Annotated in this window: 19 protein-coding genes and 3 tRNA genes; 17 read left to right on the forward strand and 5 right to left on the reverse strand. The window is 74.7% G+C overall.

From position 1 onward, the window contains the following. Positions 1-3: 3 nt before the first annotated feature. A complete protein-coding gene (locus SNE206_RS05950; RefSeq protein WP_407912291.1) occupies positions 4-1059 on the forward strand; it encodes a hypothetical protein in 1056 nt (351 codons plus the stop codon). Positions 1060-1101: 42 nt separating this feature from the next. Here SNE206_RS05950 and SNE206_RS05955 read toward each other — a convergent pair whose 3' ends face one another. Continuing rightward, complete coding sequence (locus SNE206_RS05955; RefSeq protein WP_407912292.1) at positions 1102-2202, reverse strand: M48 family metallopeptidase; 1101 nt, start codon at positions 2200-2202, stop codon at positions 1102-1104. Between the two features lie 183 nt (positions 2203-2385). Between SNE206_RS05955 and SNE206_RS05960 the strand changes: the two genes are divergently transcribed. The 15 genes from SNE206_RS05960 (at position 2386) to SNE206_RS06030 (ending at position 18348) form a co-directional block, all read left to right on the forward strand. After that, entirely contained in the window at positions 2386-2532 is a 147-nt protein-coding gene (locus tag SNE206_RS05960) for a hypothetical protein (RefSeq protein WP_407912293.1), read from the forward strand. Positions 2533-2683: 151 nt separating this feature from the next. Continuing rightward, positions 2684-2830, forward strand: a complete 147-nt coding sequence (locus SNE206_RS05965; protein ID WP_405013355.1) for a hypothetical protein — start codon at positions 2684-2686, stop codon at positions 2828-2830. A 109-nt stretch (positions 2831-2939) separates the two neighbouring features. After that, positions 2940-3569, forward strand: coding sequence for a nicotinate-nucleotide adenylyltransferase (gene nadD, locus SNE206_RS05970; protein ID WP_407912294.1), 630 nt, complete (start codon positions 2940-2942; stop codon positions 3567-3569). Positions 3570-3585: 16 nt separating this feature from the next. After that, complete coding sequence (locus SNE206_RS05975) at positions 3586-5481, forward strand: LytR C-terminal domain-containing protein (RefSeq protein WP_407912295.1); 1896 nt, start codon at positions 3586-3588, stop codon at positions 5479-5481. A 120-nt stretch (positions 5482-5601) separates the two neighbouring features. Next, the gene (gene rsfS / locus SNE206_RS05980) at positions 5602-6039 is read left to right on the forward strand and encodes a ribosome silencing factor (RefSeq protein ID WP_407912296.1); all 438 of its coding nucleotides are present in this window, start codon (positions 5602-5604) and stop codon (positions 6037-6039) included. Continuing rightward, a complete protein-coding gene (locus tag SNE206_RS05985) occupies positions 6036-6683 on the forward strand; it encodes a histidine phosphatase family protein (RefSeq protein WP_407912471.1) in 648 nt (215 codons plus the stop codon). The genes rsfS and SNE206_RS05985 overlap by 4 nt, the downstream gene beginning before the upstream one ends. 106 nt (positions 6684-6789) lie before the next feature. Continuing rightward, positions 6790-6862, forward strand: a tRNA-Ala gene (locus tag SNE206_RS05990). A gap of 41 nt (positions 6863-6903) precedes the next feature. After that, positions 6904-6976: transfer RNA gene (locus tag SNE206_RS05995), tRNA-Ala, on the forward strand. 514 nt (positions 6977-7490) lie between these two features. After that, positions 7491-7563: transfer RNA gene (locus tag SNE206_RS06000), tRNA-Ala, on the forward strand. Between the two features lie 97 nt (positions 7564-7660). Next, positions 7661-8974 (forward strand): hypothetical protein, encoded by a 1314-nt coding sequence (locus SNE206_RS06005; protein ID WP_407912297.1) that lies wholly within the window; start codon positions 7661-7663, stop codon positions 8972-8974. A 272-nt stretch (positions 8975-9246) separates the two neighbouring features. After that, complete coding sequence (leuS, locus tag SNE206_RS06010; protein WP_407912298.1) at positions 9247-12132, forward strand: leucine--tRNA ligase; 2886 nt, start codon at positions 9247-9249, stop codon at positions 12130-12132. 447 nt (positions 12133-12579) lie between these two features. Then, positions 12580-13341, forward strand: coding sequence for a hypothetical protein (locus SNE206_RS06015; RefSeq protein ID WP_407912299.1), 762 nt, complete (start codon positions 12580-12582; stop codon positions 13339-13341). Between the two features lie 245 nt (positions 13342-13586). Continuing rightward, complete coding sequence (locus SNE206_RS06020) at positions 13587-14435, forward strand: DegV family protein (protein ID WP_407912300.1); 849 nt, start codon at positions 13587-13589, stop codon at positions 14433-14435. Positions 14436-14591: 156 nt separating this feature from the next. Continuing rightward, positions 14592-15617, forward strand: coding sequence for a ComEA family DNA-binding protein (locus tag SNE206_RS06025; protein WP_407912301.1), 1026 nt, complete (start codon positions 14592-14594; stop codon positions 15615-15617). Between the two features lie 109 nt (positions 15618-15726). Then, entirely contained in the window at positions 15727-18348 is a 2622-nt protein-coding gene (locus tag SNE206_RS06030; RefSeq protein ID WP_407912302.1) for a ComEC/Rec2 family competence protein, read from the forward strand. 21 nt (positions 18349-18369) lie between these two features. On the opposite strand, the gene SNE206_RS06035 is transcribed toward SNE206_RS06030, so the two are convergent. Together SNE206_RS06035 and SNE206_RS06040 are read right to left on the reverse strand one after the other, a co-directional pair. Further along, positions 18370-19293, reverse strand: coding sequence for a helix-turn-helix transcriptional regulator (locus SNE206_RS06035; RefSeq protein WP_407912303.1), 924 nt, complete (start codon positions 19291-19293; stop codon positions 18370-18372). A gap of 112 nt (positions 19294-19405) precedes the next feature. Then, positions 19406-19642 (reverse strand): hypothetical protein, encoded by a 237-nt coding sequence (locus tag SNE206_RS06040; RefSeq protein ID WP_407912472.1) that lies wholly within the window; start codon positions 19640-19642, stop codon positions 19406-19408. Between the two features lie 97 nt (positions 19643-19739). Between SNE206_RS06040 and holA the strand changes: the two genes are divergently transcribed. Then, positions 19740-20735: a DNA polymerase III subunit delta gene (gene holA, locus SNE206_RS06045; protein WP_407912304.1), complete on the forward strand. Its 996-nt coding sequence runs from the start codon at positions 19740-19742 to the stop codon at positions 20733-20735. A 44-nt stretch (positions 20736-20779) separates the two neighbouring features. Here holA and SNE206_RS06050 read toward each other — a convergent pair whose 3' ends face one another. After that, positions 20780-21382: a hypothetical protein gene (locus SNE206_RS06050; protein WP_407912305.1), complete on the reverse strand. Its 603-nt coding sequence runs from the start codon at positions 21380-21382 to the stop codon at positions 20780-20782. Positions 21383-22313: 931 nt separating this feature from the next. Continuing rightward, positions 22314-22577 (reverse strand): 30S ribosomal protein S20, encoded by a 264-nt coding sequence (gene rpsT / locus SNE206_RS06055; RefSeq protein ID WP_407912306.1) that lies wholly within the window; start codon positions 22575-22577, stop codon positions 22314-22316. Positions 22578-22626 lie beyond the last annotated feature (49 nt).

Genomic DNA, 22626 nt, shown 5'->3' on the forward strand with positions numbered 1-22626 from the left:
CCTATGGGTGACCCGCGTGAGCCTCCGGAGGGTGCGCCCGACGGTGGTTCCGGCAGCGACGACGAGTTCCGGTCCGTCGTCTTCGACGAGTCCTTCGTGCGGGCTGCCCGGATCCAGGAGCTGTCGGCGCGCGAGCGGCTGGCCGGTACGGACCGGGCGATCCGGACGCGCATCGGGCTGGGCCCGTTCGGGACGCTGCCCCGGCAGGCGGTGGCCCTGCTGCTGGTCGTGCTGCTGGCCTTCGCCGCGGCCGTGTACTTCGGGGTCAGTGCGCCGCACCGGCAGGCCTCGCCGCCGTTCGGCCGCCAGCTGACCACCGGCCTGGTGGCGCTCGGCCCTGCGGCGCCGGTCGCCGCGGTGCCGGACCCGGCGCATCCGTTCGCGGCGCTGCCCGCCGGTTACGCGGAGGGGGCGGCCGGTCTCGCGCTGCCCGCGGGGAGCGCGACCGCGCACTTCACGCGGACGGAGGTCGGCCGGGCGCTGTCCGTCGTGCAGCGCTACCTGGTGGCGTCCGCGCTGGCCCCGGCCACGCTGGAGCGGAGCGGGTCGGCGGAGGCGCGGGCGCTGCTCACCCCGGGCGAGCAGGGGCAGTACGACGAGAGCATCCGGCATCCGCTGGACGACCGGCACCACGCGGCGACGGGCTGGCTGGTCCGGTTCGACCCGGGGCAGGTGGCGCTGGCGACCGACACGGTGCAGGCGGCCGGCGCGGTGCGGATCGGCGAGGCGGGCAACGACATCCTGGCGATCGACACCGACCACACGTTCGTCTACGCGGTCCGGGCGGCCGGGACGGCGGAGGGGCCGGTCAGCCTGTACACCGTCCGGCGCGACCTGCGGTTCGAGTTCGACCGGCTGGATCTGGGTTCGGACCGGCTGCGGCTGGTCGACGCGGTGGTGCAGGCGGGGCCCACGGCGTGCGGCGCCCCCATGGGCGGCTATCTGCAGCCGTTGCTGGCGGGCGCCGGCGCGGCCGCGGCGGGCGCCGTCGACCCGGGTGACCGCAGCCGTCCGGCCTGGCAGCTGTGCGGGGTGCTCGGGCCGCTCGCCCGGCCGTGACCGGACGACCGTGACCGGACGGCCCGGGCACCCCGCGGGGTGCTACTCGGCGGGGCCGGAGCCGTTGCCGTCGCTGCCGTCGGCACTGCCGTTGGTGCTGCCGGCCGTGCGTCCGGCGCCGGCGAAGGTGTCGCGCAGTCGTCCGCCGACCGTGCCGACCCCGCCGGCCACGTCGCGGAGCAGGCCCATCAGCGGGTCCTTGGACTCCTTGACCGACTGCGAGTAGGAATCGGCGGCGGCCTTCCACTGGGCGCCGACCGAGGCGTCCGGGTCGTCGCCGCGGCGCGGGTAGGCGCCGGCCAGGATCGAGCGGTACTCGTCGCTCTCCGCCCACTTCTTCAGCTTGGCGACGCGCACCACGGCGAAGGGGTGGGTCTGCGGCAGCACCTGCAGCAGCTTGAGCACGCCGTCGCGCAGGTCGCCGGCCCTGTCGTACTCCTCGGCCTGCTCCAGGAAGGCGTCGACGTTCATCTCCGCCAGGTCGTGGCCGCCGGCGAGCTTCATCAGCCCGCGCATGGACGCCTGAAGGTCCTGGCCGGCGAGCAGGCCGGCCCGGTCGCAGGAGAGCTCCGCCTTGCGGAACCACTCCTTGAGCGCGGTGATGACGCCCATGACGGCGAGGCTGCCCAGCGGGAGCCAGGCGATCCGGGCGGCGATGTTGGTGAGGATCAGCAGCATCGTCCGGTAGACGGCGTGCCCGGACATCGCGTGGCCGACCTCGTGGCCGACGACGGCGCGCAGCTCCTCCTCGTCGAGCAGGTCGACGAGGCCGCTGGTGAGCACGATGATCGGCGTCTCCATGCCGATGCACATGGCGTTCACGGTCGGGTCCTGCGTGACGTACAGGTCCGGCACCCGGTCGAGGTCGAGCACGTACGCGGCGTCCCGCACCATGGCGTGCAGCTCCGGGAACTGACGCTCCGACGTCTTCACGGCGGTGGCCAGGAACATCAGCCGCACGCTGCGCTCGGAGACGAGCCCGGCCAGCTTCCTGAGCACGTCGTCGAAGCCGCTGAGCCTGCGCAGCGCCACGAGCGCCGAGCGGTCCGCCGGGTGCTCCCAGGCCCGGGTGGAGATCTCCGGGAAACGCTGCCGGCGACGGCTCGGCGTGCTGCCGCCGCTGTCCTTGGACATGTCGGTCATGTGTCGAGTACCTCCTGGTGGTCGCCGGCACCGGCTGACAGCCGGCCCCCGCTGCTGTTGGCTCCAACGTCCGTGCGTGCGTACTCGTCCCCGCGCACACGGTACGCCGCCCCGGGGGGCGGTGGAGGGTGTCCGGTACGCCCCGGTCTACGCTGGTCGTCCGGAGCGAGAGGAGCACCGCCGATGTCCCCCGAAACCCTGGTCCACCTGGCCGGACCGATCTCCACCGAGAACGGCCCGGGCCTGTTCCTGCGGATCATCGTGGTCGGCTCCCTCGTGGGTGTCGCCCTGCTGGCGTGGATCCTGCTGCGGGCAGGACGCGACAACTGACGAGTCGGGTGCCTGCCGCGCGCGGCCCGCTACGAGGAATCAGACGCGGTGGGCCGCCGCGCGGTTGCGAGGCGGCCACCCGTACGATGAGGCCGCAGGCCGTACGGCCCGCAGCCTCGTCCGCCCCCGAGCCGAGAAGGTCCTGCCGACCATGAGCACTGCTGCACTGCCCGCCCTGACCCAGCTCGCCGAGGGCGGCAACCACGAGAGCCTCAACCCGTACCTGACCGGCGGCTCCGCACTGTTCATCCTGCTGCTGCTGGCGTTCATCACCACCCGCTTCAACCGCGACCGCTGAGCCGGCCGGGCCGCGGGGGAGCGCCTGCACAGAAGCTGCGCGCTCCCTCCCGCGGACCTCTTCAGGCGGCTTGCGAGGCCGTGACGCGCGTCGCGTAAGGTGTGGCGGCATGGGACAGCAGGCCGATTCCGCAGGCACGGGCGGGGCGGGGAAGCGCATAGGCGTCATGGGCGGCACCTTCGACCCGATCCACCACGGGCACCTGGTCGCCGCCAGCGAGGTGGCGAGCGCCTTCCACCTCGACGAAGTGATCTTCGTACCGACCGGGCAGCCCTGGCAGAAGTCGGACCGCCACGTCACCCCGGCCGAGGACCGCTACCTCATGACGGTCATCGCCACCGCGGAGAACCCCCAGTTCTCGGTGAGCCGGATCGACATCGACCGGCAGGGTCCGACCTACACCGTCGACACCCTGCGCGACCTGCGCGACCTGCACCCCGACGCCGAGCTGTTCTTCATCACCGGCGCCGACGCCCTCGCCCAGATCCTCTCCTGGCGGGACTCCGAGGAACTCTTCGCGCTCGCCCACTTCATCGGGTGCACCCGGCCGGGGCACACTCTGTCGGACGCCGGTCTTCCGGCCGGCGGCGTCTCCCTGGTGGAGGTGCCCGCACTGGCCATCTCCTCCACGGACTGCCGCAACCGGGTCGCCAAGGGCGAGCCGGTCTGGTACCTCGTCCCGGACGGCGTGGTCCGTTACATCGACAAGCGGGCGCTCTACGCGCCGGCCCAGCCCTGATCCCGGGAGGGACGGCGTGACCGGAACGGCAGACCGCGGCGGACCGCAGGGGTACCCGTACGACCCGTACGCCCCGAACGGGCAGGACCCCTACGGACGGCCCGAGCACCCGCAGCAGGGCTACGCCTACGAGGGCCAGGACGGCCACGACGCCTACGGCCACGACGCGTACGGCCAGCAGCAGCCCGGCGACCCGTACACGGGCGGCTACCCGCAGGAGCCGTACCCGCAGGACCCGTACGCGCAGCCCGCCCACCAGCAGTCCGCTCACCAGCAGCAGGGCTACCCGCAGCAGGGCTACCACCAGCAGCAGGCGCCCGCGCCGCAGCAGGGCGGTTACCCGCAGGGCTATCAGCAGCAGGGGTACCCGCAGCAGCCGCAGCAGGGCCAGCAGCAGGGCTACTACCAGCAGCAGCCGGTCGGCGGGCAGGACCCGTACGCCGGCCACGGGCAGCAGGGCTACGTCCAGGACCCGTACCAGCAGCCGTCCGTGCCGGTGCAGCCGGTGCGGCAGCCGCCCGTGCCGCAGCCGCCGCTGCAGCACGTCGCGCCGGTCGCCGCCCCGCCCCGGCCCGGACCCGTCCGGGCCCCGGCCCCGACCGTGCCCGCGCAGCCGTCCGAGCAGGTCGGCGGCGGACGCGAGGCCCGCCGGCAGGCCGGCGACCCGAACTACGAGACGGGCGAGTTCACCTTCGTCGACGAGGAGGCGGAGGAGTCCGAGGACGTCATCGACTGGCTGAAGTTCGCCGAGTCGCGCAGCGAGGTGAGGGCCGAACGCCGCCGCAAGCTCCGCAACCGGCTCGTGGCGCTCGCCGTCACGGTCGCCGTGGCGGGCGGCGGCGTCGGCGGCTACGTCTGGTGGACCGGCCGCGACAGCGGCGCCTCCGCGGCCGCGGCCGCCGGCGGCCGACAGGTCAGCGTGGTGCACCTGCGCGACCTCAAGGGCAAGGTCAGCACCGCCCTGCTCGTCGACGACGTCTCCGGGCGCAAGGGCACCGTGCTGCTCCTCCCCGACACCCTCAAGCTGCCCGGCGGCGACAGCGGCACCACCAGCACCGGCACGGCCCTCGACGACCTCGGCCCGTCCGGCACCCGGGAGGGCCTCGCCGCGGTGCTCGGCGCCCCCGTCGCCGGCACCTGGCGCCTCGACACCCCGTACCTGACGCTGCTCGTGGCGCAGCTCGGCGGCATCACCGTGGACACGAACGCCGAGGTGAAGGACGCCGACGGCAAGGTGCTCGCCGCCGCCGGCAAGGGCACCGCGCTGAACGGCCAGGCCGCCGTGGCGTACGCCACCCTGCAGGGCCCGGACGAGGGGCGGGACGCCCAGCTGGCCCGCTTCGGGCAGGTCATGGCGGCCGTGCTGCACGCCATGCCCACCGACCTCACCGAGGCCACGGACGACGTGCACCGGATGAACGCGGTGCTCGACCCCTCCCTGCCGGAGAAGGCGCTCGCCGGGGTGCTCGCCCAGCTCGCCAAGCAGGCCGACGCCGGTCACCTCGGCACCCAGACGCTGAAGGCCGCCGCCGACGGCACGCTCGACGCGGCCGCCGGTCAGCAGGTCAAGGACGTGCTCGGCGGCACCGTGAAGAACGCCACCTCCACCGGCAGCGTCCCCCGCGTCTCCTTCCTGAACGCCTCGGGCACCGGCACCGCGGTGAACGACGCCTCGGTGCAGGCCATGAACGCCGGCATGGAGGTCGTGCCCGGCAGCACCAAGCCCGGCACCGCGCAGGCCGCCAGTGAGGTGCGTTACACCGACGACGCCCGCGCCGAGGCCGCCCGCACGCTGGCCGGGGCGCTCGGACTCCAGCCGGAGGCCGCGAAGAAGGTGGCGGGTCCGCAGAGCACCGACCTCGTCGTCGTGCTCGGCAAGGACTACAAGGGCCTGCCCAAGGCGGACGGCTGACCGTCGCGCCCCGCGGCCGCCCGGCCCTCCCGCACAGGCCCCCTGCCATAACCGGCCGGGGGCCCGGGGCGTTCGTGAGATCCTGGTGGGGTAACCACACAGACGAGCCGGAAGAGCACCGTGACTGCCACTGACCATAGCCAGGAACTGATCAACGTCGCCGCACAGGCGGCCGCGGACAAACTGGCGCACGACGTCATCGCCTTCGACGTCAGCGACGTCCTGTCGATCACCGACGCCTTCGTCATCGCCTCCGCGGCCAACGACCGCCAGGTGCGGGCGATCGCCGAGGAGATCGAGGACCAGCTGCGCGAGCAGCTCGACGTCAAGCCCGTACGCCGCGAGGGCGAGCGCGAGGGCCGCTGGATCCTCCTCGACTACCTGGACATCGTCGTGCACGTCCAGCACTCCGAGGAGCGCTCCTTCTACTCCCTCGACCGGCTCTGGAAGGACTGCCCCGAGCTGCCGCTGCCCGCCGACGCCCTGGCCACCCGCAACCGCCCCGACGGTGCGCTGACCGACGCCGCGGGCAACGCGACCGCCGGAGACGAGAGCTGAGCCGCGCCGCGCGGGGGCCGCGCATCGTCTTCTGGCGGCACGGCCAGACCGCCTGGAACCTCGAATCCCGGTTCCAGGGGTCCACCGACATCCCGCTCACCGACCAGGGCGTCTTCCAGGCGCAGCGGGCCGCCCGGCTGCTCTCCGGCCTCAGGCCCGACCTCCTGATCTCCTCCGACCTGCAGCGTGCCGCCCGCACCGCCGCGGAGCTGGCCAGGGTGACCGGGCTGGACGTGCAGCACCACGAGGGCCTGCGCGAGACCTACGCCGGGGAGTGGCAGGGCCTCACCAACGCCGAGATCCGGGCGCGTTTCGCCGAGGAGTACGAAGCCTGGGCGCAGGGCCACCCGGTGCGCCGCGGCGGCGGCGAGCTGGCGACCGAGGTGGCCGACCGGGCCGTACCGGTGGTGCTGGCCGCGGCCGAGAAGCTGCCCGAGGACGGCACCCTCGTGGTGGTGAGCCACGGGGGGACGATCCGCACCATGATCGGTCGGCTGCTCGACATCGACCCGGTGCTGTGGGAGCGGTTCGGCGGCCTGTCGAACTGCTGCTGGTCGGTGCTCGGACAGGGCGCGCGCGGGTGGCGGCTGCTGGAGCACAACGCCGGCACGCTGCCGCAGCCGGTCATCGGCGACGAGACCTGAGCCCGGCCCGGGAGGCGATTTCGCAGTTCCGGGCCGGACCGGCTAGAGTCTTCCTCGTTCGCAGCGAGGAGCGCAGACCGACAGGAAAGCGCCAATCCGGGACTGCGGGGCTGTAGCTCAGTTGGTAGAGCGCTTGCATGGCATGCAAGAGGTCCGGGGTTCGATTCCCCGTAGCTCCACTCCGCACCAGTGGCCGGGTCACCCGGGCCGCACGTGTCGCGGGGCTGTAGCTCAGTTGGTAGAGCGCTTGCATGGCATGCAAGAGGTCCGGGGTTCAATTCCCCGTAGCTCCACAGTGGTTCCGAAGGCCGCCATCCGATCCGGATGGCGGCCTTCGGCGTTCACGGCGTGTGCGGGACCGCTGCCGCGGTGCCCGCCGGCCCTGCCCGCGGGTGCGGAGGGGAGCGCAGGGTGGCGGGGATGCGGGAGGTTGCGTACGGCCCGCGGAGGGGGCCGCAGGGTGCGGGGAAGCGGGGAGACCGCGTGCGGCCCGTGCGCAGCCCGCGGAGGGCCCGGAGGCGGTGCGGCGGGTGCCGGGGGAGAGCCCGCCCGGTCGGGTCGCGGAGGCCCGTCCCGCGCGGCGCCGCCGGGCGGCTCCCATGATCGCCGGGCCTGCCGGCGGCGCCCGGGCGGCGGCGGTCCGGGCGGGCCCCGCCCTCGCGGCCTTCCCCGGTGCGGCCCTGGTCAGGTCGGTGCGACGGTGCGGAGGAGCGCGGTGGCCCGCCCCGGGGAACTGATTAGGGAGCACCCCCGCGACCGTGTAAAGTGGTCGATGTCGCCGGGGGAAACGGCCGGTGACCACTGCGCGGGGCTGTAGCTCAGTTGGTAGAGCGCTTGCATGGCATGCAAGAGGTCCGGGGTTCAATTCCCCGTAGCTCCACAGAAGATGAAGGGCCGTTCTCCTCCGGGAGGGCGGCCCTTCCGTCGTTGCGCCGATCGCCTACCCCCGCCCGCGGCCCGCCCGCTACCGTCGAGGTATGGCCGACCTGGTGCGCAAGCGGAACGAAGAGCTCGCCCGGATCCTCCACCAGCTCGGGTGGAGCCCCGAGCGGCTCGCCCGCGAGGTGAACACCGGGCTCCCGCCCGGCCTCGCGATCAGCTCCACCGCGCCCTACAAGTGGCGCGACCGCGGCATGGTGCCGCGCGCCCCGCACGACCAGACCGTCTGCGAGGTGCTCGGCCGGGCCGTCGGCATAGCGGTCACCTACGAGCAGCTGTGGGGCCGCATGGGAAGTGGCCGCGGAGCGAAGGTCCTCTCGCCGCGCCTGCTCACCGACCCGTGGACGGCCGACACGGCCCAGACCGCACTCCGCGAGGCGGGCGCCGACGCGGCACCCGTCCGGCTGACCGACCTCTTCCGCGGCGACGAACTCGAACAGGCCGCCCGGCACTGGGCGTCCCCGCCGCCCGAAGTCACCGGCGGCTCGGGCGCGCTGCTCGTCGCCCCCGAGCAGCTCGGCGACCTCCGGCTCTCCCACGACAGCAAACGCCGCCTCGAACGCGCCTTCGGCGGCGGCCTGATCCTCGACCCCGCCAAGGCCGAACTCGCCATGGTCGGCAAGCTCCTGGAGCTCGGCGCGTACGACGAGCACCTCGGCCGGCAGCTCTACGGCGCCGCCGGACGCCTCGCCCGGCTCGTCGGATGGGCCAACTACGACATGGGCAACGACGCCGCGGCGCAGCGCGCCTTCGTCGCCGCCCTGCGCGCCGCCCACGTCTCCGGCGAACCCCGGCTCGGCGTGAGCGTGGTCGGCTGCCTCGCCGTGCAGGCGACGTACAACTCGGGCGGGCGCGGCCTGGACGCCGTCGCCATGCTCTCCACCGCACTGCGCGCCGCGGACGAGGTGCTGACCCCGCGTGAACGCGCCCTCCAACTCGGCCGGATCGCCCGCGCCCACGGCCGCAAGGGCGAGCAGATCAGCGCCGAGGCCGTCGCCGAACGCGCCTTCCAGGCCCTCGACGGCGAGGAGGAGCACGTGCAGGAACGCGCCGACCTCGCCGGCATGATCGGCGAGGCGCACCTCTTCCTCGGCGAGTACGAGCGTGCCCAGCGCATGCTCGCCGACGCGGTCGCCGCGCTCCCCCCGGAACGCGCCCGCGCCCGGGCGCTGCTGATGGTGCGCCTCGCCGACGCGTACCGGCGCACCGGCGCCCACGAGGAGGCGGCCCGCACCGCGGACCGGGCCCGGCACCTGGCGTCGGGCATGCAGTCCGCCCGGGTGGCCCGGGCCCTGCGCGACTTCGACACGGCCTCCCGGGAGCAGGACGGCACCGCCGCGGCCGCCCGCTAGAAACCGCCGCCGCACCGGCCGGCGCCGCGGTCCGTGCACGGGGGAAATGCGCACCGGAGGGCAAGGGCCCTTGCGGTACCCTGAGCCCATGCGAACCGTGCGCCTGCTCCTTAGCCGGCCGCGCTGACCAGGACCGGCCCGGGGCCGGAGTCGGCGTGGCGACCCCTCCTGCGAGGGGTTTTTTGCTTTTCGAGGACGGCCCGGGCGCGTCGAGCGCGCGCCGGGTGTACGGCGCAGGTCCGCTGACTGATGACGATGGAGCCCGAAGGACCATGAGCGAGACGACGACCCCTGCTTCCGGCGCGGCCGAGGCCGCCTCCGAGCCCTTCCGCTACGGCGCGGCGCTGGCCGCCGAGATCGAGTCCCGCTGGCAGGACCTGTGGGAGAAGGAGGGGACGTTCAACGCCCCCAACCCGTCCGGCCCGCTGGCCGACGGCGCGGCCGGCGACGTCGCCGCGAAGCCGCACAGCTTCATCATGGACATGTTCCCGTACCCCTCCGGCTCCGGCCTGCACGTCGGCCACCCGCTGGGCTACATCGCCACCGACGTGTACGCCCGCTACCAGCGGATGACCGGGCACAACGTCCTGCACACGCTGGGCTACGACGCGTTCGGCCTGCCCGCCGAGCAGCACGCCGTCGCGACCGGCGAGCACCCCCGCATCACCACCGAGGCGGCCATCGCCAACATGCGCCGCCAGCTGCGGCGCCTGGGCCTGGGCCACGACGCGCGGCGCTCCATCGCCACGATCGACCCGGACTACTACCGCTGGACGCAGTGGATCTTCCTGCAGATCTTCGACTCCTGGTACGACGAGGCGGCCGGCCGGGCCCGTCCGATCGCCGAGCTGGTCGCGCAGTTCACCGACGGCTCGCGCGAGGTGCCGGGCGGCCGCGCCTGGTCCGAGCTGTCCGCGGTCGAGCGCGACGAGGTGCTGGGCGAGTACCGGCTGGCGTACTCCAAGGAGGTGCCGGTCAACTGGTGCCCCGGGCTGGGCACGGTGCTGGCCAACGAGGAGGTCACCGCGGACGGCCGCTCCGAGCGCGGCAACTTCCCGGTGTTCAAGTCGAAGCTGCGCCAGTGGATGATGCGCATCACCGCTTACTCCGACCGCCTGATCGCCGACCTGGACCTGCTGGACTGGCCCGAGGCCATCAAGCTGCAGCAGCGCAACTGGATCGGCCGCTCCGAGGGCGCCCGCGTCGACTTCGCCGTCGCCGGCGGCGAGGCGATCACCGTCTTCACCACCCGCCCCGACACGCTGTTCGGCGCCACCTACATGGTGCTGGCCCCCGAGCACGCCCTGGTCGACGCCATCGCTCCCGCCGCGTGGCCGGCCGGCGTGCGCGCCGACTGGACGGGCGGCGCCGCCACCCCCGCCGAGGCGATCGCCGCCTACCGCGCCGAGGCCGCCGCCAAGTCGGACGTCGAGCGCCAGGTCGACGCCAAGATCAAGACCGGCGTCTTCACCGGCGCGTACGCGACCAACCCGGTCAGCGGCGAGCAGGTGCCCGTCTTCATCGCCGACTACGTGCTGATGGGCTACGGCACCGGCGCCATCATGGCCGTGCCCGCCCACGACCACCGCGACTTCGCGTTCGCCCGCGCCTTCGGCCTGCCGATCCGCTGCGTCGTCGAGCCCACCGACGGCCGCGACCAGGACACGTCCGCCTGGGACGACGCCTTCGCGTCCTACGACGCCGCGATCGTCAACTCCGCGCACGCCGACCTGTCGCTGAACGGCCTGGGCGTCGTCGACGCCAAGGCCCGCGTCACCGAGTGGCTGGCCGCCCGCGGCATCGGCGAGGGCACCGTCAACTACCGCCTGCGCGACTGGCTGTTCAGCCGCCAGCGGTACTGGGGCGAGCCCTTCCCGATCGTCTACGGCGAGGACGGCGCCATGCACGCGCTGCCCGAGTCGATGCTGCCCGTCGAGGTGCCGCAGGTCGAGGACTACTCGCCGCACACCTACGACCCGAACGACGCCGCCTCCACCCCGAAGACCCCGCTGTCGCGCAACGCGGACTGGGTCACCGTCGAGCTGGACCTGGGCGACGGTCCGAAGACCTACCGCCGCGAGACCAACACCATGCCCAACTGGGCGGGTTCGTGCTGGTACGAGCTGCGCTACATCGACCCCGTCAACTCCGCGAAGGTCGTCGACCCCGCCAACGAGGCCTACTGGATGGGCCCGACGGCCGACAAGCCGGCCGGTGGCGTCGACCTGTACGTCGGCGGTGCCGAGCACGCGGTGCTGCACCTGCTGTACGCCCGGTTCTGGCACAAGGTGCTGCACGACCTGGGCCACGTCTCCTCGGTCGAGCCGTTCCACAAGCTGTTCAACCAGGGCATGATCACCGCCGACGTCTACCGCGACGAGCGGGGCTTCCCGGTGCCCGCCGCCGAGGTCGAGGAGATCGACGGCGCCTTCTTCTGGGAGGGCGAGCAGGTCCGCCGCGAGGCGGGCAAGATGGGCAAGTCCCTGAAGAACGCCATCGCCCCCGACGAGTTCGCCGACCAGTACGGCGCCGACACGCTGCGCCTGTACGAGATGTCGATGGGCCCGCTGGACGTCTCCCGCCCCTGGGACGACCGCGCCGTCATCGGCTCGTACCGCTTCCTGCAGCGCCTGTGGCGCAACATCGTCTCCGAGGCCACCGGCGAGCTGGTCGTCACCGACGACGAGCCCGACGAGGCCACCCTGCGCGCCCTGCACAAGGCCATCGACGGCATCCGCGGCGACATGGCCGGCCTGCGGTTCAACACGGCCGTGGCCAAGGCCATCGAGCTGAACAACTTCCTGGTGAAGCGCGGCTCCACCCCGCGGCCGGTCGCCGAGCAGATCGTCCTGCTGATCGCCCCGCTGGCCCCGCACGTCGCCGAGGAGCTGTGGCACCGCCTGGGCCACGCCGACTCGCTGGCCTTCGCCGACTACCCGGTCGCCGACCCGGCGTACGTCGTCGACGAGACCGTCACCTGCGTCGTCCAGATCAAGGGCAAGGTCAAGGCCCGCCTGGAGGTCGCGCCCGACATCTCCGACGCCGACCTGGAGGCCCTGGCCCTGGCCGAGCCGCTGGTCGTCGCCGCCATCGGCGACGCACCGGTGCGCAAGGTCATCGCGCGGGCGCCGAAGCTGGTCAACATCGTCACCGGCTGACGCCCGTGACGGCCGCCCCGCGCGGGCTGCCGACGCGGACCGCACGACGGGTCGGGTGCTCCCTCGGGGGCACCCGGCCCGTCGGCCGTTCTGCGGCGGCCGGTTCTGTGCGGGTGCGGTGCGGTGCGGCTCTGTGCGGGTGCGGGTGCGGCTCTGCGCGGGCCGGTGTGGTGCGGTGCGGTTCCGGGCGGTTCGGTTCGGGCCCGGGATCTTCGGCGGCCCGCACGGGCGTGGAGCACCGCCCGGACCCGGGGGCGGTACGGATCCCCGCCCCTGCGGCCCCGATCAAGCCCTGAGAGGTCCCTGAGCTCACCCTGATCTCTGCCGTCCGCAGGCCGCAGAGGCTCCGCACCGAGCGCCCCGGAGGCTACGGTGGAGGTTCCAGGGCGGCCGCGCGGGCCGCACCGGCGACCGGGCCCCGGCGGGCACCGGGGAAGTGGGGTAGGGATGGACGCGCTCGGCGTGGTGATCGCCCTGGTAGTGCTGTTCGTCATGGCGGGTGCCGTCATGGCCGTGGTCGGCACGGTCAAGGCCGCGAAGGCCGTCGCGGCCAAGGTCGAACGGCACGAGGCCCAAGCCCGGCGCGCCGTCGAGAACGCCGCCCTGCGGGCCAAGTCCTTTGCCAAGCCCGGTTCGCAGGGGCAGCTCGCCTCCGCCCGCCTGTCGCTGCGCACCTCGCTCGACGCGACCCGGCAGGTACTCGAAGCCGGGGTGGCCGAGGACTCCCAGCTCTCCGAATCCCTCCAGCTGCTGGCCCGCCTCGACGCGCACGCCGCCGAACTCGACCGCGAGATGCGCACCCTGGAACGCGAGCCCGACCCCGGCCGCCTCGCCGCCCGGCTGCCCGAGCTGAAGGAGCGCGCCGGGCGGATCACCCACTCCGCGGAGGCCATGCGCTGGGCCGCCCAGGACCGGATGCGGCGCTTCGCCGACGACGAACTGGCCAGGCTCGGCCGGGAGTGCGAGGACGAGGCCGGTGCGCTCCGGCACTGGGACCGCGTCGCGGGCCCGGACGCCGCTCCGGGGGCCGCGCCTGCCGCGCCTGCCGGGCCTGCCGCGTCGGCCGCGCAGGCTTCGTCCGCAGCCGGCGACGGGCCGAAGGGGCTCGGCACCGGCGGACGCCTGCGGGCCGAGGACGTCCTCGGGCTCGGCGAGCCGCTGAACCGGCTGGCCGACCGGCTGCGCAAGCCGCACACCGGTGGTGCGTAGGCACGCCGCACCGGACACCCCTCCCCGCCGGCCGCCCGGCCGGAAGGTGGCGCGGCGTCAGGGCCGGCGTCAGGGCCGACACCAGTACGAGGGCCAGTACGAGAGCCAGGACGGGTCAGGCCGCTCGGCGGCGGCGCGTCCGTGCCGACCGGCGGGACGGCCCCGGGCCCCGGGGACGGGCGCGCGGCCGTCCGGGGGAGGGCGGCCGCTGTCATCTGCGCCGGTCGCGGAGTAACCTCCGGCTCATGCCCGGCCACCTCGCCCTCGTCACCGATTCCACGGCCTACCTCCCCCAGGACGCCGTCGACCGGCACCGGATCGAGGTGGTGCCCCTCAGCGTCGCCGTCGGGGACGAGGTCCTCACCGAGGGCGTCGAGATCTCGCCGAAGGACGTCGCCGAGGCCCTGCGGGCCAAGCGGCGGGTGACGACGTCCCGTCCCAGCCCCGAGACCTTCGCCGGCGCCTACCGCGCAGCGGCAGAGGCCGGGGCCACCGGAGTCGTGTCGGTGCACCTCTCGTCCGAGCTCTCCGGCACCTACGAGGCGGCCGTGCTGGCCGCCGCCGAGGCGGAGATCCCGGTCGAGGTGGTCGACAGCCGCCTGGTCGGCATGGCGCTCGGCCACTGCGTCCTGACGGCCGCCCAGGCGGCGGAGGCCGGACTCGGACCTGCCGAGGCCGCGGCGGCCGCCGTCCGCCGGTCCGCCGCCTGCAGCGGCTTCTTCTACGTCGACACCCTCGAACACCTGCGGCGCGGCGGACGGATCGGCGCCGCCCGGGCCCTGGTTGGCTCGGCCCTCGCCGTCAAGCCGCTGCTCCACCTCTCGGGCGGGCGCATCGAACCGCTGGAGAAGGTGCGCACGGCCTCCCGCGCGATCGCCCGGCTGGAGGAGATCGCGGTGGACCGCGCCGGCGACGCGGAGGTGGACATCGCCGTCCACCACCTGGCCGCCGCCGAACGCGCCGAACCGCTCGCCGAACGCCTGCGGCAGCGCGTGCCCGGGCTCCGCGACCTGTACGTCGGCGAGGTCGGCGCCGTCATCGGTGCGCACGTCGGCCCCGGACTGCTGGCGGTGGTGGTCTCGCCGCGCTGCTGAGCGGCGGCCGACGGGTTCCCTCCTGCACGCGGTTGTCACTCGTCCGGACGCGGTCCCCACCCGTCCGGGGGACACCCGTTGTCCACAGGGCCGAGTTGTCCACAGGCGGATCGCGGTGCCCGAGGACGGCCGGGGGAGATCCGTACCGTCCTCGGCATGAGGACGATCATCCCGGGCGCCGCACGGCGCCGAGAGACCACCGAGACGGTCCGGCGACGGCTGGCCGTCCTGCTCACCTCCGCCCTGCGCGGCAGCCCCGCGGCCGCCGACGGCCGCCCCCTCAGGCTGCCGCCGGACACGTCCGGCGGCGGTCCGGCACCCGGCGGCGCCGGGCCGACCGCCCAGCGTCCGCAGGGGCCGGGCAGCAGCGGCCGACCGGGCACGGGTGACGGCCGACCGCCGCCGGCCCCACCGCGCGGGCGGCGGTCCGTGCGCGGCCGTCGCCACGTCCGGGACGGCCCGCCGGCCGCGCACGGTGCCGGACCGCCGCCCGACCTCGGCTCGCCGTTCGGTGAGGCCACCGCTCCCGGGCCCGCACCGACCGACGTTCCGCGGTCGGCCCAGGCACGACGGCTCGCCTTCGCCCTTCCGCCCGGCCTCACCCTCGACCGGCGGGCTGCGCTCGGCCTCGCCGCGCTGCTCCTGCTCGCCGTCGGCTACGCCGTCCAGCACTTCTGGCTGAACCGGCCCGAAGCGGTGACCGTCCCGGCCGCGGCGGCCAGCAGCGCACCGGCAGCCACCCACGACACCACCGGCCCGCCCGGCTCGCCGGCCCCCACCGTCGTCGTGGACGTCGCCGGGAAGGTCGAACACCCGGGCCTCCGCACCCTCCCCACCGGATCCCGGGTGGCCGACGCCCTGCGCGCCGCCGGGGGAGCCCTGGCCGGTACGGACACCGACGGGCTCAACCTGGCCCGCGTGCTCGGCGACGGCGAACAGATTCTCGTCGGTGCCCCCGCGGGCCAGACCGGGACGGCCCCCGGCCGGGCAGCCCTGGTCAGCCTCAACCAGGCGACCGCGGCGCAGCTGGACACCCTGCCCGGGGTCGGCCCGACGCTGGCGCAGCGGATCCTCCTGTACCGGCAGGAGCACGGGCCGTTCCGCTCGATCGACCAGCTCAGACAGGTGCCCGGCATCGGCGAGAAGAAGTTCTCCGAGATCAGGAGCCTGCTCACGCTCTGACGGCCCGAGTCCGCCCGGCCGGACCCCGCGGCCGCACACCCCTGCACCGAACACCCCTGTACCGCGAACCCGCTACGACGCGAGCCCCGACTCCGACGGAGGGAGCAACATGACGACCATCCGCACCCGGACCGGGGGCCCCGTACGGCCAGCCCGCCCGGAGCGGCGCGACCACGCCCCGCCCGACCCCGGTGAGGCCAGGCCCGACCTGCGGCTCCTGGTGCCCGCCCTCACGGCGTGGGCGGTGACCTCGGCCGTCCTCGGCGTGGCACCGCGGCACCATCCGCTGCTCGTCGTCGCCGCGCTGCTGGTCACGAGCACGGCCGTCCTGCTGCTCCGGCGGCCCGCAGACCGCCCTGCGGACGTACGCCGGCTGCCGGCCCGCACGCTTCCCCTGATGGCCGCCGTCCTCCTCACCGCGGCGGCGGCCACCCTGACCACCGTCCTGCACACCGCGGACCTCCACCGGGGGCCGATCCCGGAGCTGGCCCGGCCGCTGCCTCCGCCGTCGCCCGCCCACGGGCCGCCCTCGCCGTCACCGCTGTCGACCCAGGCTCCGGCCGTCCGGCTGTCGGTCGACCTCACCCTCGCCGGCGACCCGACGGCCCGGACCGGCCGGGTGCGCGGCACCGTCCCCGGCCAGACCACGGTGACCTTCGACGCCGTCGTGGAGCGTGTCCGCTTCCCGGGCGAGCCCGACCGGCCCGCCGTCACCGTCCACACCCCCGTGCAGGTCGTCGTCCGCGCCCCGGACATCGCCCAGTGGCGCACACTCGTGCCGTCGACCAGGGTCGCCGCGGACGTCACCCTTCCCACCACCGGGACGGCGGCCCGCCCGGGCAGCGCGGCGCGCCTCACCGTCCACGGACCGCCCCGGCAGCTGTCCGGCCCGAACCGGCCGCAGCAGGCCGCCGCCAGGCTCCGCGCCGGGCTCCGCAGCGCAGCCGACCACCTCCCGCCGGACACCCGCGGGCTGCTCCCCGGCCTGGTCGTCGGCGACACCTCCAGGCTCCCCGACGACCTCCGCGAGGCCTTCCGCGCCACCGACCTCGGCCACCTGACCTCGGTCAGCGGCGCGAACCTCGCCATCGTCATGGCCGTCCTGACCGGCGCACCGCGCCGACCCGGCGAGGCCGGCCGCGGCGGCCTGGCCGGCCTCCTCGGACTCCGAACCCGCACGACCGTCCTCTGCGGCGCCGTACTCACACTGGCCTTCGTCACCGTGTGCCGCCCGGAACCCAGCGTCCTCCGGGCCGCTGCCACCGGCCTCATCGGCCTGCTGGCCCTCGCCACCGGCCGCCCCCGGCAGGGCGTTCCGGCCCTGTCCGGAGCCGTGCTGCTGCTGGTCCTCCTCGATCCCCAGCTCTCCCGCTCCTACGGCTTCCTGCTGTCCACGCTCGCCACCGCGGGACTGCTCACCCTCGCACCGCGATGGGCCGACGCCCTCCGCCGCCGCGGCTGGCCCGGCTTCCTCGCCACCGCCGTCGCGGCCACCGCCGCCGCCCAGGCATGCTGCGCACCCGTCACCATCCTGCTCGCGCCCCGGGTCAGCCTGGTGGCCGTCCCCTGCAACCTGCTCGCCGAGGCGGCCGTCGCCCCCGCCACGCTGCTCGGCTTCGCCGCCCTTGCCGTTGCCCCGACGGCGCCGTCCGCAGCCCGGCTGCTCGTCGACCTCGCGGCGCTGCCCACCGGCTGGCTGGCGGCCGTCGCCCGCCACGGCGCGGCCCTGCCGGGCGCGCTGTTCGGGTGGCCCACCGGGCCCACCGGTGCCGCGCTGCTCGCCGGTGTCACCCTCGCCCTCTGCTGGGCGCTCCCGCCGCTCCTGGCCGCGGGCCGCACCGCCCCGCAGCGGGTCAGGGCCGCTCTGGCGGTGAGTGTCGCCCTGGTGCTCGCCGTCGTGCTGCTGCGCCCACCCGCCCTGGTCCGGATCGCCACCGGCTGGCCGCCGCCCGGCTGGCGATTCGCGATGTGCGACGTCGGCCAGGGCGACATGACGGTGCTTCCGGTCGCCCCGCGGACCGCCGTGGTCGTGGACGCCGGGCCCGATCCCGCGGCCGCCGACGCCTGCCTGCGCCGCCTGGGCGTCACCCGCATCCCGCTGCTGATCCTCAGCCATTTCCACGCCGACCACGTCGAGGGTGTGCCCGGCGTCGTGCACGGGCGGAGCGTCGGGGCACTCCAGGTGACGCTCCTCGGCTCACCCCCGGGCGAACAGGCCCGCGTGCTGCGCTGGGCGAGCGCCGCCCGCATCCCGGTGCTCCGCGCCGACCGCGGTGAGCACCGGACCGCCGGCCCGGAGCTGTCCTGGGACGTGCTCTGGCCGGACGACACCCTCGGCCCGGCCACCCCGGGGGCGAACAACGCCAGCATCGCCCTGATCGCCACCGTCGGACCGCCCGGCGACACACTGCGGATGGCCCTGCTGGGCGACCTCGAACCGCCGGCCCAGGCCGCCCTGCTCAGGGCGGGTCCACCCCCCGCCCGCGTCGACGTCCTCAAGGTGGCGCACCACGGCTCGGCCCACCAGGACTGGGACCTGGCCGGTGCGCTCCACCCGAGGCTCGCCCTCGTCTCGTGCGGCCGGCAGAACCCGTACGGCCATCCGGCGGCCCGGACGGTGGACCGGCTCACCGCGCTCGGGGCGACCGTCCTGCGGACCGACCGGGCCGGGGACATCGCCGTCGTGGGCGGCCCGGGCCGACTCGGGGTGGCCACGGGACGGCATCCGTGAGGCCCGCCCGTCCCCCTCCGCTCACCTTCCGGTGGCGGTCCCGGTGGTGCTGGTGGTGGTACCGGTGGTGGTGCCGATGGTGCCGGTGCTGCGGCGGTCGGGCGAGTCGAAGCGTTCGGTTCCGACCACCCGCAGCAGTTCGAGCTGCCCTGCCGCCGAGGTGCCGGGAGGCGGCGTGAAGATCAGCAGGCGCTGGTCCTCCGTCGGTGTCAGCAGCGCCTCGCAGTCCAGGCTGATCGGACCCGTCACGGGGTGCACGACACTCATCCGGCTGGTCCGGCGCACCGCCACCTCGTGCAGCTCCCACAGCCGCCCGAACTCCTCGCTCGCCGCCGCGATCCGCGCCACCAGCGCGCGGGACGCGGCGTCGTTGGACCGTCGCACGACGGCCGCCCTCAGATCGGCCACGTGTACGCGGCTCCAGTGGTCACGCTCCTCGGCCGCGTACGCCCGGCGGACCGTCGGATCGGTGAACCACCGCAGGACCACGTTCCGTTCGCCCTCGCGCAGTGAGCACACGCTGCCGAACAGCGCCGTGGCGACGGCGTTCTGGGCCAGCAGGTCGCCGAGGTCGCTGATGATCTGCGCCGGGGTGTCCCGCAGTTGGTCGAGCAGGTGCAGCAGGGCCGGCCTGATGTGGTCCCCGGCCTGCCGGCCGGCCGGGGGGCGGTGCCCGGCCAGCAGGTGGAGGTGGTCGCGCTCGTCCTCCGACAGCCGCAGCGCCCGGGCGAGCGCGCCGAGCATCTGCACGGACGGCTGCGGACCCCGGGCCTGCTCCAGCCGGATGTAGTAGTCCGCCGACATGCCGGCCAACTGCACCACCTCCTCACGCCGCAGCCCCGGGGTGCGCCGCCTGGCCCCCGCGGGCAGGCCCACGTCCTGAGGGCTCAGACGCTCACGGCAGCGTCGGAGGAAGTCGGCGAGTTCCCGGCGGTCCATGTCCATGATTCCCATGATCGGGCGTCCCGGCGGCGGAGAGCCAGGGCCCCGCGATACCACCCTCGCCGCCCGTCGCCCGTCGCCCGTCGCCGGTTCGTCCCGGGCGCGCGGCAAGGGCTCAGTCCTCCTCGCGCCACCCCTCCTGCGCGCGGGCCACCGCGTCGAGTTCGGCGAGCTGCGCCTCCGTCCATCCGTCCTCCGGCGCTTCCACGACGAGCAGCCACTGGGCGTCCTCGGCGTCGTCCTCCCCGGCGAGCGCATCGCGCACCAGCTCGGGATCGTCGAGGTCGGGGAAGCGGGTCGCCAGTTCCTCCAGCACCTCCTCGGCGGCATCGCGGTCGGGCAGGACGAGCAGTTGGCGGGTGAGGTTCTCGGTCACGGCACCATTCTCCAACCGGCCCTGCGGCGTTACGGTCCGGGGGTGTCCGCGGCCCGTGCGATCCTGGTACGCGATGGCCAGGAAGAGTGCACCCGACGACCTGCTCGCCCCGCTGACCCTCGCGGTCGGCCAGGAGGAGCTGCTGCTCGACCGCGCGGTGGCCGCGGTGGTGGCCGCCGCACGGGCGGCCGACCCGGACACCGACGTGCGGGACCTCGCCCCCGGGGCTCTGCAGCCCGGAAGCCTCGCCGAGCTGACCACGCCCTCCCTCTTCGCCGAGCGCAAGGTGATCGTCGTCCGCGCCGCGCAGGACCTCTCCGCGGAGTCGGTCAAGGAGGTCAAGGCGTACCTCGACGCGCCGGTGGAGGAGGTCATCATGATCCTCGTGCATGCCGGAGGGGCCAAGGGCAAGGGCCTGCTGGACGCGGCGAAGAAGGCCGGGGGCCGCGAGGTTCCGTGTGCCAAGCTCACGAAGAGCGGCGACAAGCTCGCCTTCGTGCGCAACGAGTTCCGGCAGTTGGGCAGGGCGGCCGGGCAGGAGGCGTGCCAGGCACTCCTCGACGCGCTCGGCAGCGACCTCCGCGAGCTCGCCGCCGCCTGCAGCCAGCTCACCGCCGACGTCGAGGGCACCATCGACGAGGCCTCCGTGGCCCGCTACTACAGCGGCCGCGCCGAGGCCACCGGCTTCGAGGTCGCCGACCTCGCCGTCACGGGCCGCGCCGCCGAGGCGCTGGAACGGCTGCGCTGGGCCCTGGCGGTCGGGCAGCCGCCCACCGGCATCACCTACGCGCTCGCCTCGGGTGTGCGGAGCATCGGCCGCCTGGCGACGGCCGGACGCTCCATGCGCCCGGCCGATCTCGCCCGGGAGCTGGGCATGCCGCCGTGGAAGGTCGACCGGGTGCGCCAGCAGATGCGCGGCTGGACGGGCGACGGCGTCGCGGCCGCCCTCACGGCCGTCGCGCAGGCGGACGCCGCGGTCAAGGGCGGTTCCGACGACCCGGCGTACGCGCTGGAGCGGGCGGTCGTCGCCGTCGCCCGCGCGGCCCGGTCCGGATCCCGTTCGTACTGAGCCGCCGGTCAGGCAGGCCCGGGCTCGTGGCGGCAGAGGTGCAGTCAGCCGCCGAGCGCGTGCATCAGGTCGCGGCTGTCGATGACGAGGGCCTGACGGATCTGCTCCCGGTCCGGCGCGCTCGTCTTGCCGTCCTGGAACGATCCGGACCAGCTCAGGTAGTACGTCAGCCCCCGGTCGCGGACGTACAGCACGTGCGTGATGTAGTGCCAGCTCGCGTCGGAGGTGCTCGGGTCGTCCAGGTAGCCGAGGTAGGCGTCCTGGCCCAGGTCCGGCACCGAGGTGATCTGGTACTTCCGCTGCAGGAGCCCGGCCCGCTGCGCCTCGAACTCCGGCTGCGGGTCGGTGGCCTTGTGCAACTGCGCCTGGATGTACAGCGAGACGTAGTCGGTGTCCGCCCCGGTCTTCTTCAGGTACTGGCTGCAGTACATGTCGTCGAGCGCGGGGTGCCGCGTCGCGTAGTGGTAGGGCTTGCCGTACTCCGAGGGGTAGAGCTGCCCGAAGGTCGTGAGCGGTGCCGTCGCACAGACGTCGTCGACGAGCCGGTACGGCCCGGCACCCGGCACGGGACGGCCGGTGGCCACCAGTTGCGGCACGGTCAGCACCGCGGTGGCCCACACGGCGGAGGCGGCCAGCACCCCGCCCACGCCCCACAGCAGGCCGCGCGCCCGTCCGGACCGGCCGGTGCCGCGCCCGCCGCCCGCACCGGTCGCGCCGTCGCCGACAGTCCCGCCGTGCCCCGGCGTCGGGACCTGACCCGGTGTCGGCAACTGCCCCGGGACCGCCCCCGTCCCCGTCCCAGGTCCCGTCCCCGCTCCCGGTACGGGTACCGGGACTCGGCCGTGTCCGGTGCGGGGGTCGGTCGGCGGCCCGCCCGGGGCTCCGTTCCCGAGGTGGCCGGCCGATCCGGTCCCTGTGAGCGGACCCTGCCCGTAGCCACCGGGCCCGGTCCCGGGCCCGTACCCGGTCGGCGCTGCGCCCCGGGTCGGTGCCGCATGCGGGGGTGGCGGCGTGGGTGTCGACATCGGAGCCCCCAAGTGGCCGTCCGGCGGAGTGGTAGCACCGAACCATACCGGTGAAGATGTCATGACAGAGAGTCACAGGATAATCGGTCGAGGTCACCGCCTCTCCGTGTCGACCGCGCAGCCCGAGCGCGCAACCCGACCGCCCAGCCGTGCGGACCCGGCCCGACCCGACCCGGACGGGCGCGATCGGTCGGCCCCCGGCCCGTCCTGGATCGGCGTCCACCGTGAACCGTCGCACCGTCCACCGGCCCACCGTTCACCGCGCGGCGGGACGGGCCCGGAAACGCCGACTGCCCGCCCGGTCGAGACCGGGCGGGCAGTCGGCGGAGCGCCTGTGATCAGGCGCGTCGGTGGTGCTGTGTACCGCACCCGCGTGGCGAACGCAGGCCGCGTGCGGTACGGAGTCGAGCGTCTCGGGGCTCCGGGTAGAGGGCCGGTGCTGCTCCGAGAGGGGGTGGACGGCGGGCGCGGGTAGAGGGCCGCTGCTGAGCCGTCCGGTCCGGGCCTGGCCCGGGGGTCGTCACCGGAACCGGTGCCGACGTGTCACCGTCGATCAGACGGTGGCGTTGACCTGCTTGGTGATCGCCGACTTCTTGTTGGCGGCCTGGTTCTTGTGGATGACGCCCTTGCTGACGGCCTTGTCGAGGGCCTTGGAGGCCTCGCGGGCCAGCACGGTGGCCTTGGCGGAGTCGCCGGCAGCGGCGGCCTCGCGGGCCTTGCGGAGCGCGGTCTTCAGCGAGGACTTGACGGCCTTGTTGCGCAGGCGCGCCTTCTCGTTGGTCTTGTTGCGCTTGATCTGGGACTTGATGTTCGCCACGAAGAGCCTCAGTCTGTCTTGATCGGTCTTGACGGGTTGCACCCCCGGA

This window comes from Kitasatospora sp. NE20-6 (assembly GCF_045862635.1).

Bases quoted from the DNA above. Each gene is read 5' to 3' on its own strand.
- SNE206_RS05950 (WP_407912291.1), top strand. From the start codon at position 4: ATGGGTGACCCGCGTGAGCCTCCGGAGGGTGCGCCCGACGGTGGTTCC.
- SNE206_RS05955 (WP_407912292.1), bottom strand. From the start codon at position 2,202: ATGACCGACATGTCCAAGGACAGCGGCGGCAGCACGCCGAGCCGTCGC.
- SNE206_RS05960 (WP_407912293.1), top strand. From the start codon at position 2,386: ATGTCCCCCGAAACCCTGGTCCACCTGGCCGGACCGATCTCCACCGAG.
- SNE206_RS05965 (WP_405013355.1), top strand. From the start codon at position 2,684: ATGAGCACTGCTGCACTGCCCGCCCTGACCCAGCTCGCCGAGGGCGGC.
- nadD (WP_407912294.1), top strand. From the start codon at position 2,940: ATGGGACAGCAGGCCGATTCCGCAGGCACGGGCGGGGCGGGGAAGCGC.
- SNE206_RS06005 (WP_407912297.1), top strand. From the start codon at position 7,661: ATGGCCGACCTGGTGCGCAAGCGGAACGAAGAGCTCGCCCGGATCCTC.
- leuS (WP_407912298.1), top strand. From the start codon at position 9,247: ATGAGCGAGACGACGACCCCTGCTTCCGGCGCGGCCGAGGCCGCCTCC.
- SNE206_RS06015 (WP_407912299.1), top strand. From the start codon at position 12,580: ATGGACGCGCTCGGCGTGGTGATCGCCCTGGTAGTGCTGTTCGTCATG.
- SNE206_RS06020 (WP_407912300.1), top strand. From the start codon at position 13,587: ATGCCCGGCCACCTCGCCCTCGTCACCGATTCCACGGCCTACCTCCCC.
- SNE206_RS06025 (WP_407912301.1), top strand. From the start codon at position 14,592: ATGAGGACGATCATCCCGGGCGCCGCACGGCGCCGAGAGACCACCGAG.
- SNE206_RS06030 (WP_407912302.1), top strand. From the start codon at position 15,727: ATGACGACCATCCGCACCCGGACCGGGGGCCCCGTACGGCCAGCCCGC.
- SNE206_RS06035 (WP_407912303.1), bottom strand. From the start codon at position 19,293: ATGGACATGGACCGCCGGGAACTCGCCGACTTCCTCCGACGCTGCCGT.
- holA (WP_407912304.1), top strand. From the start codon at position 19,740: ATGGCCAGGAAGAGTGCACCCGACGACCTGCTCGCCCCGCTGACCCTC.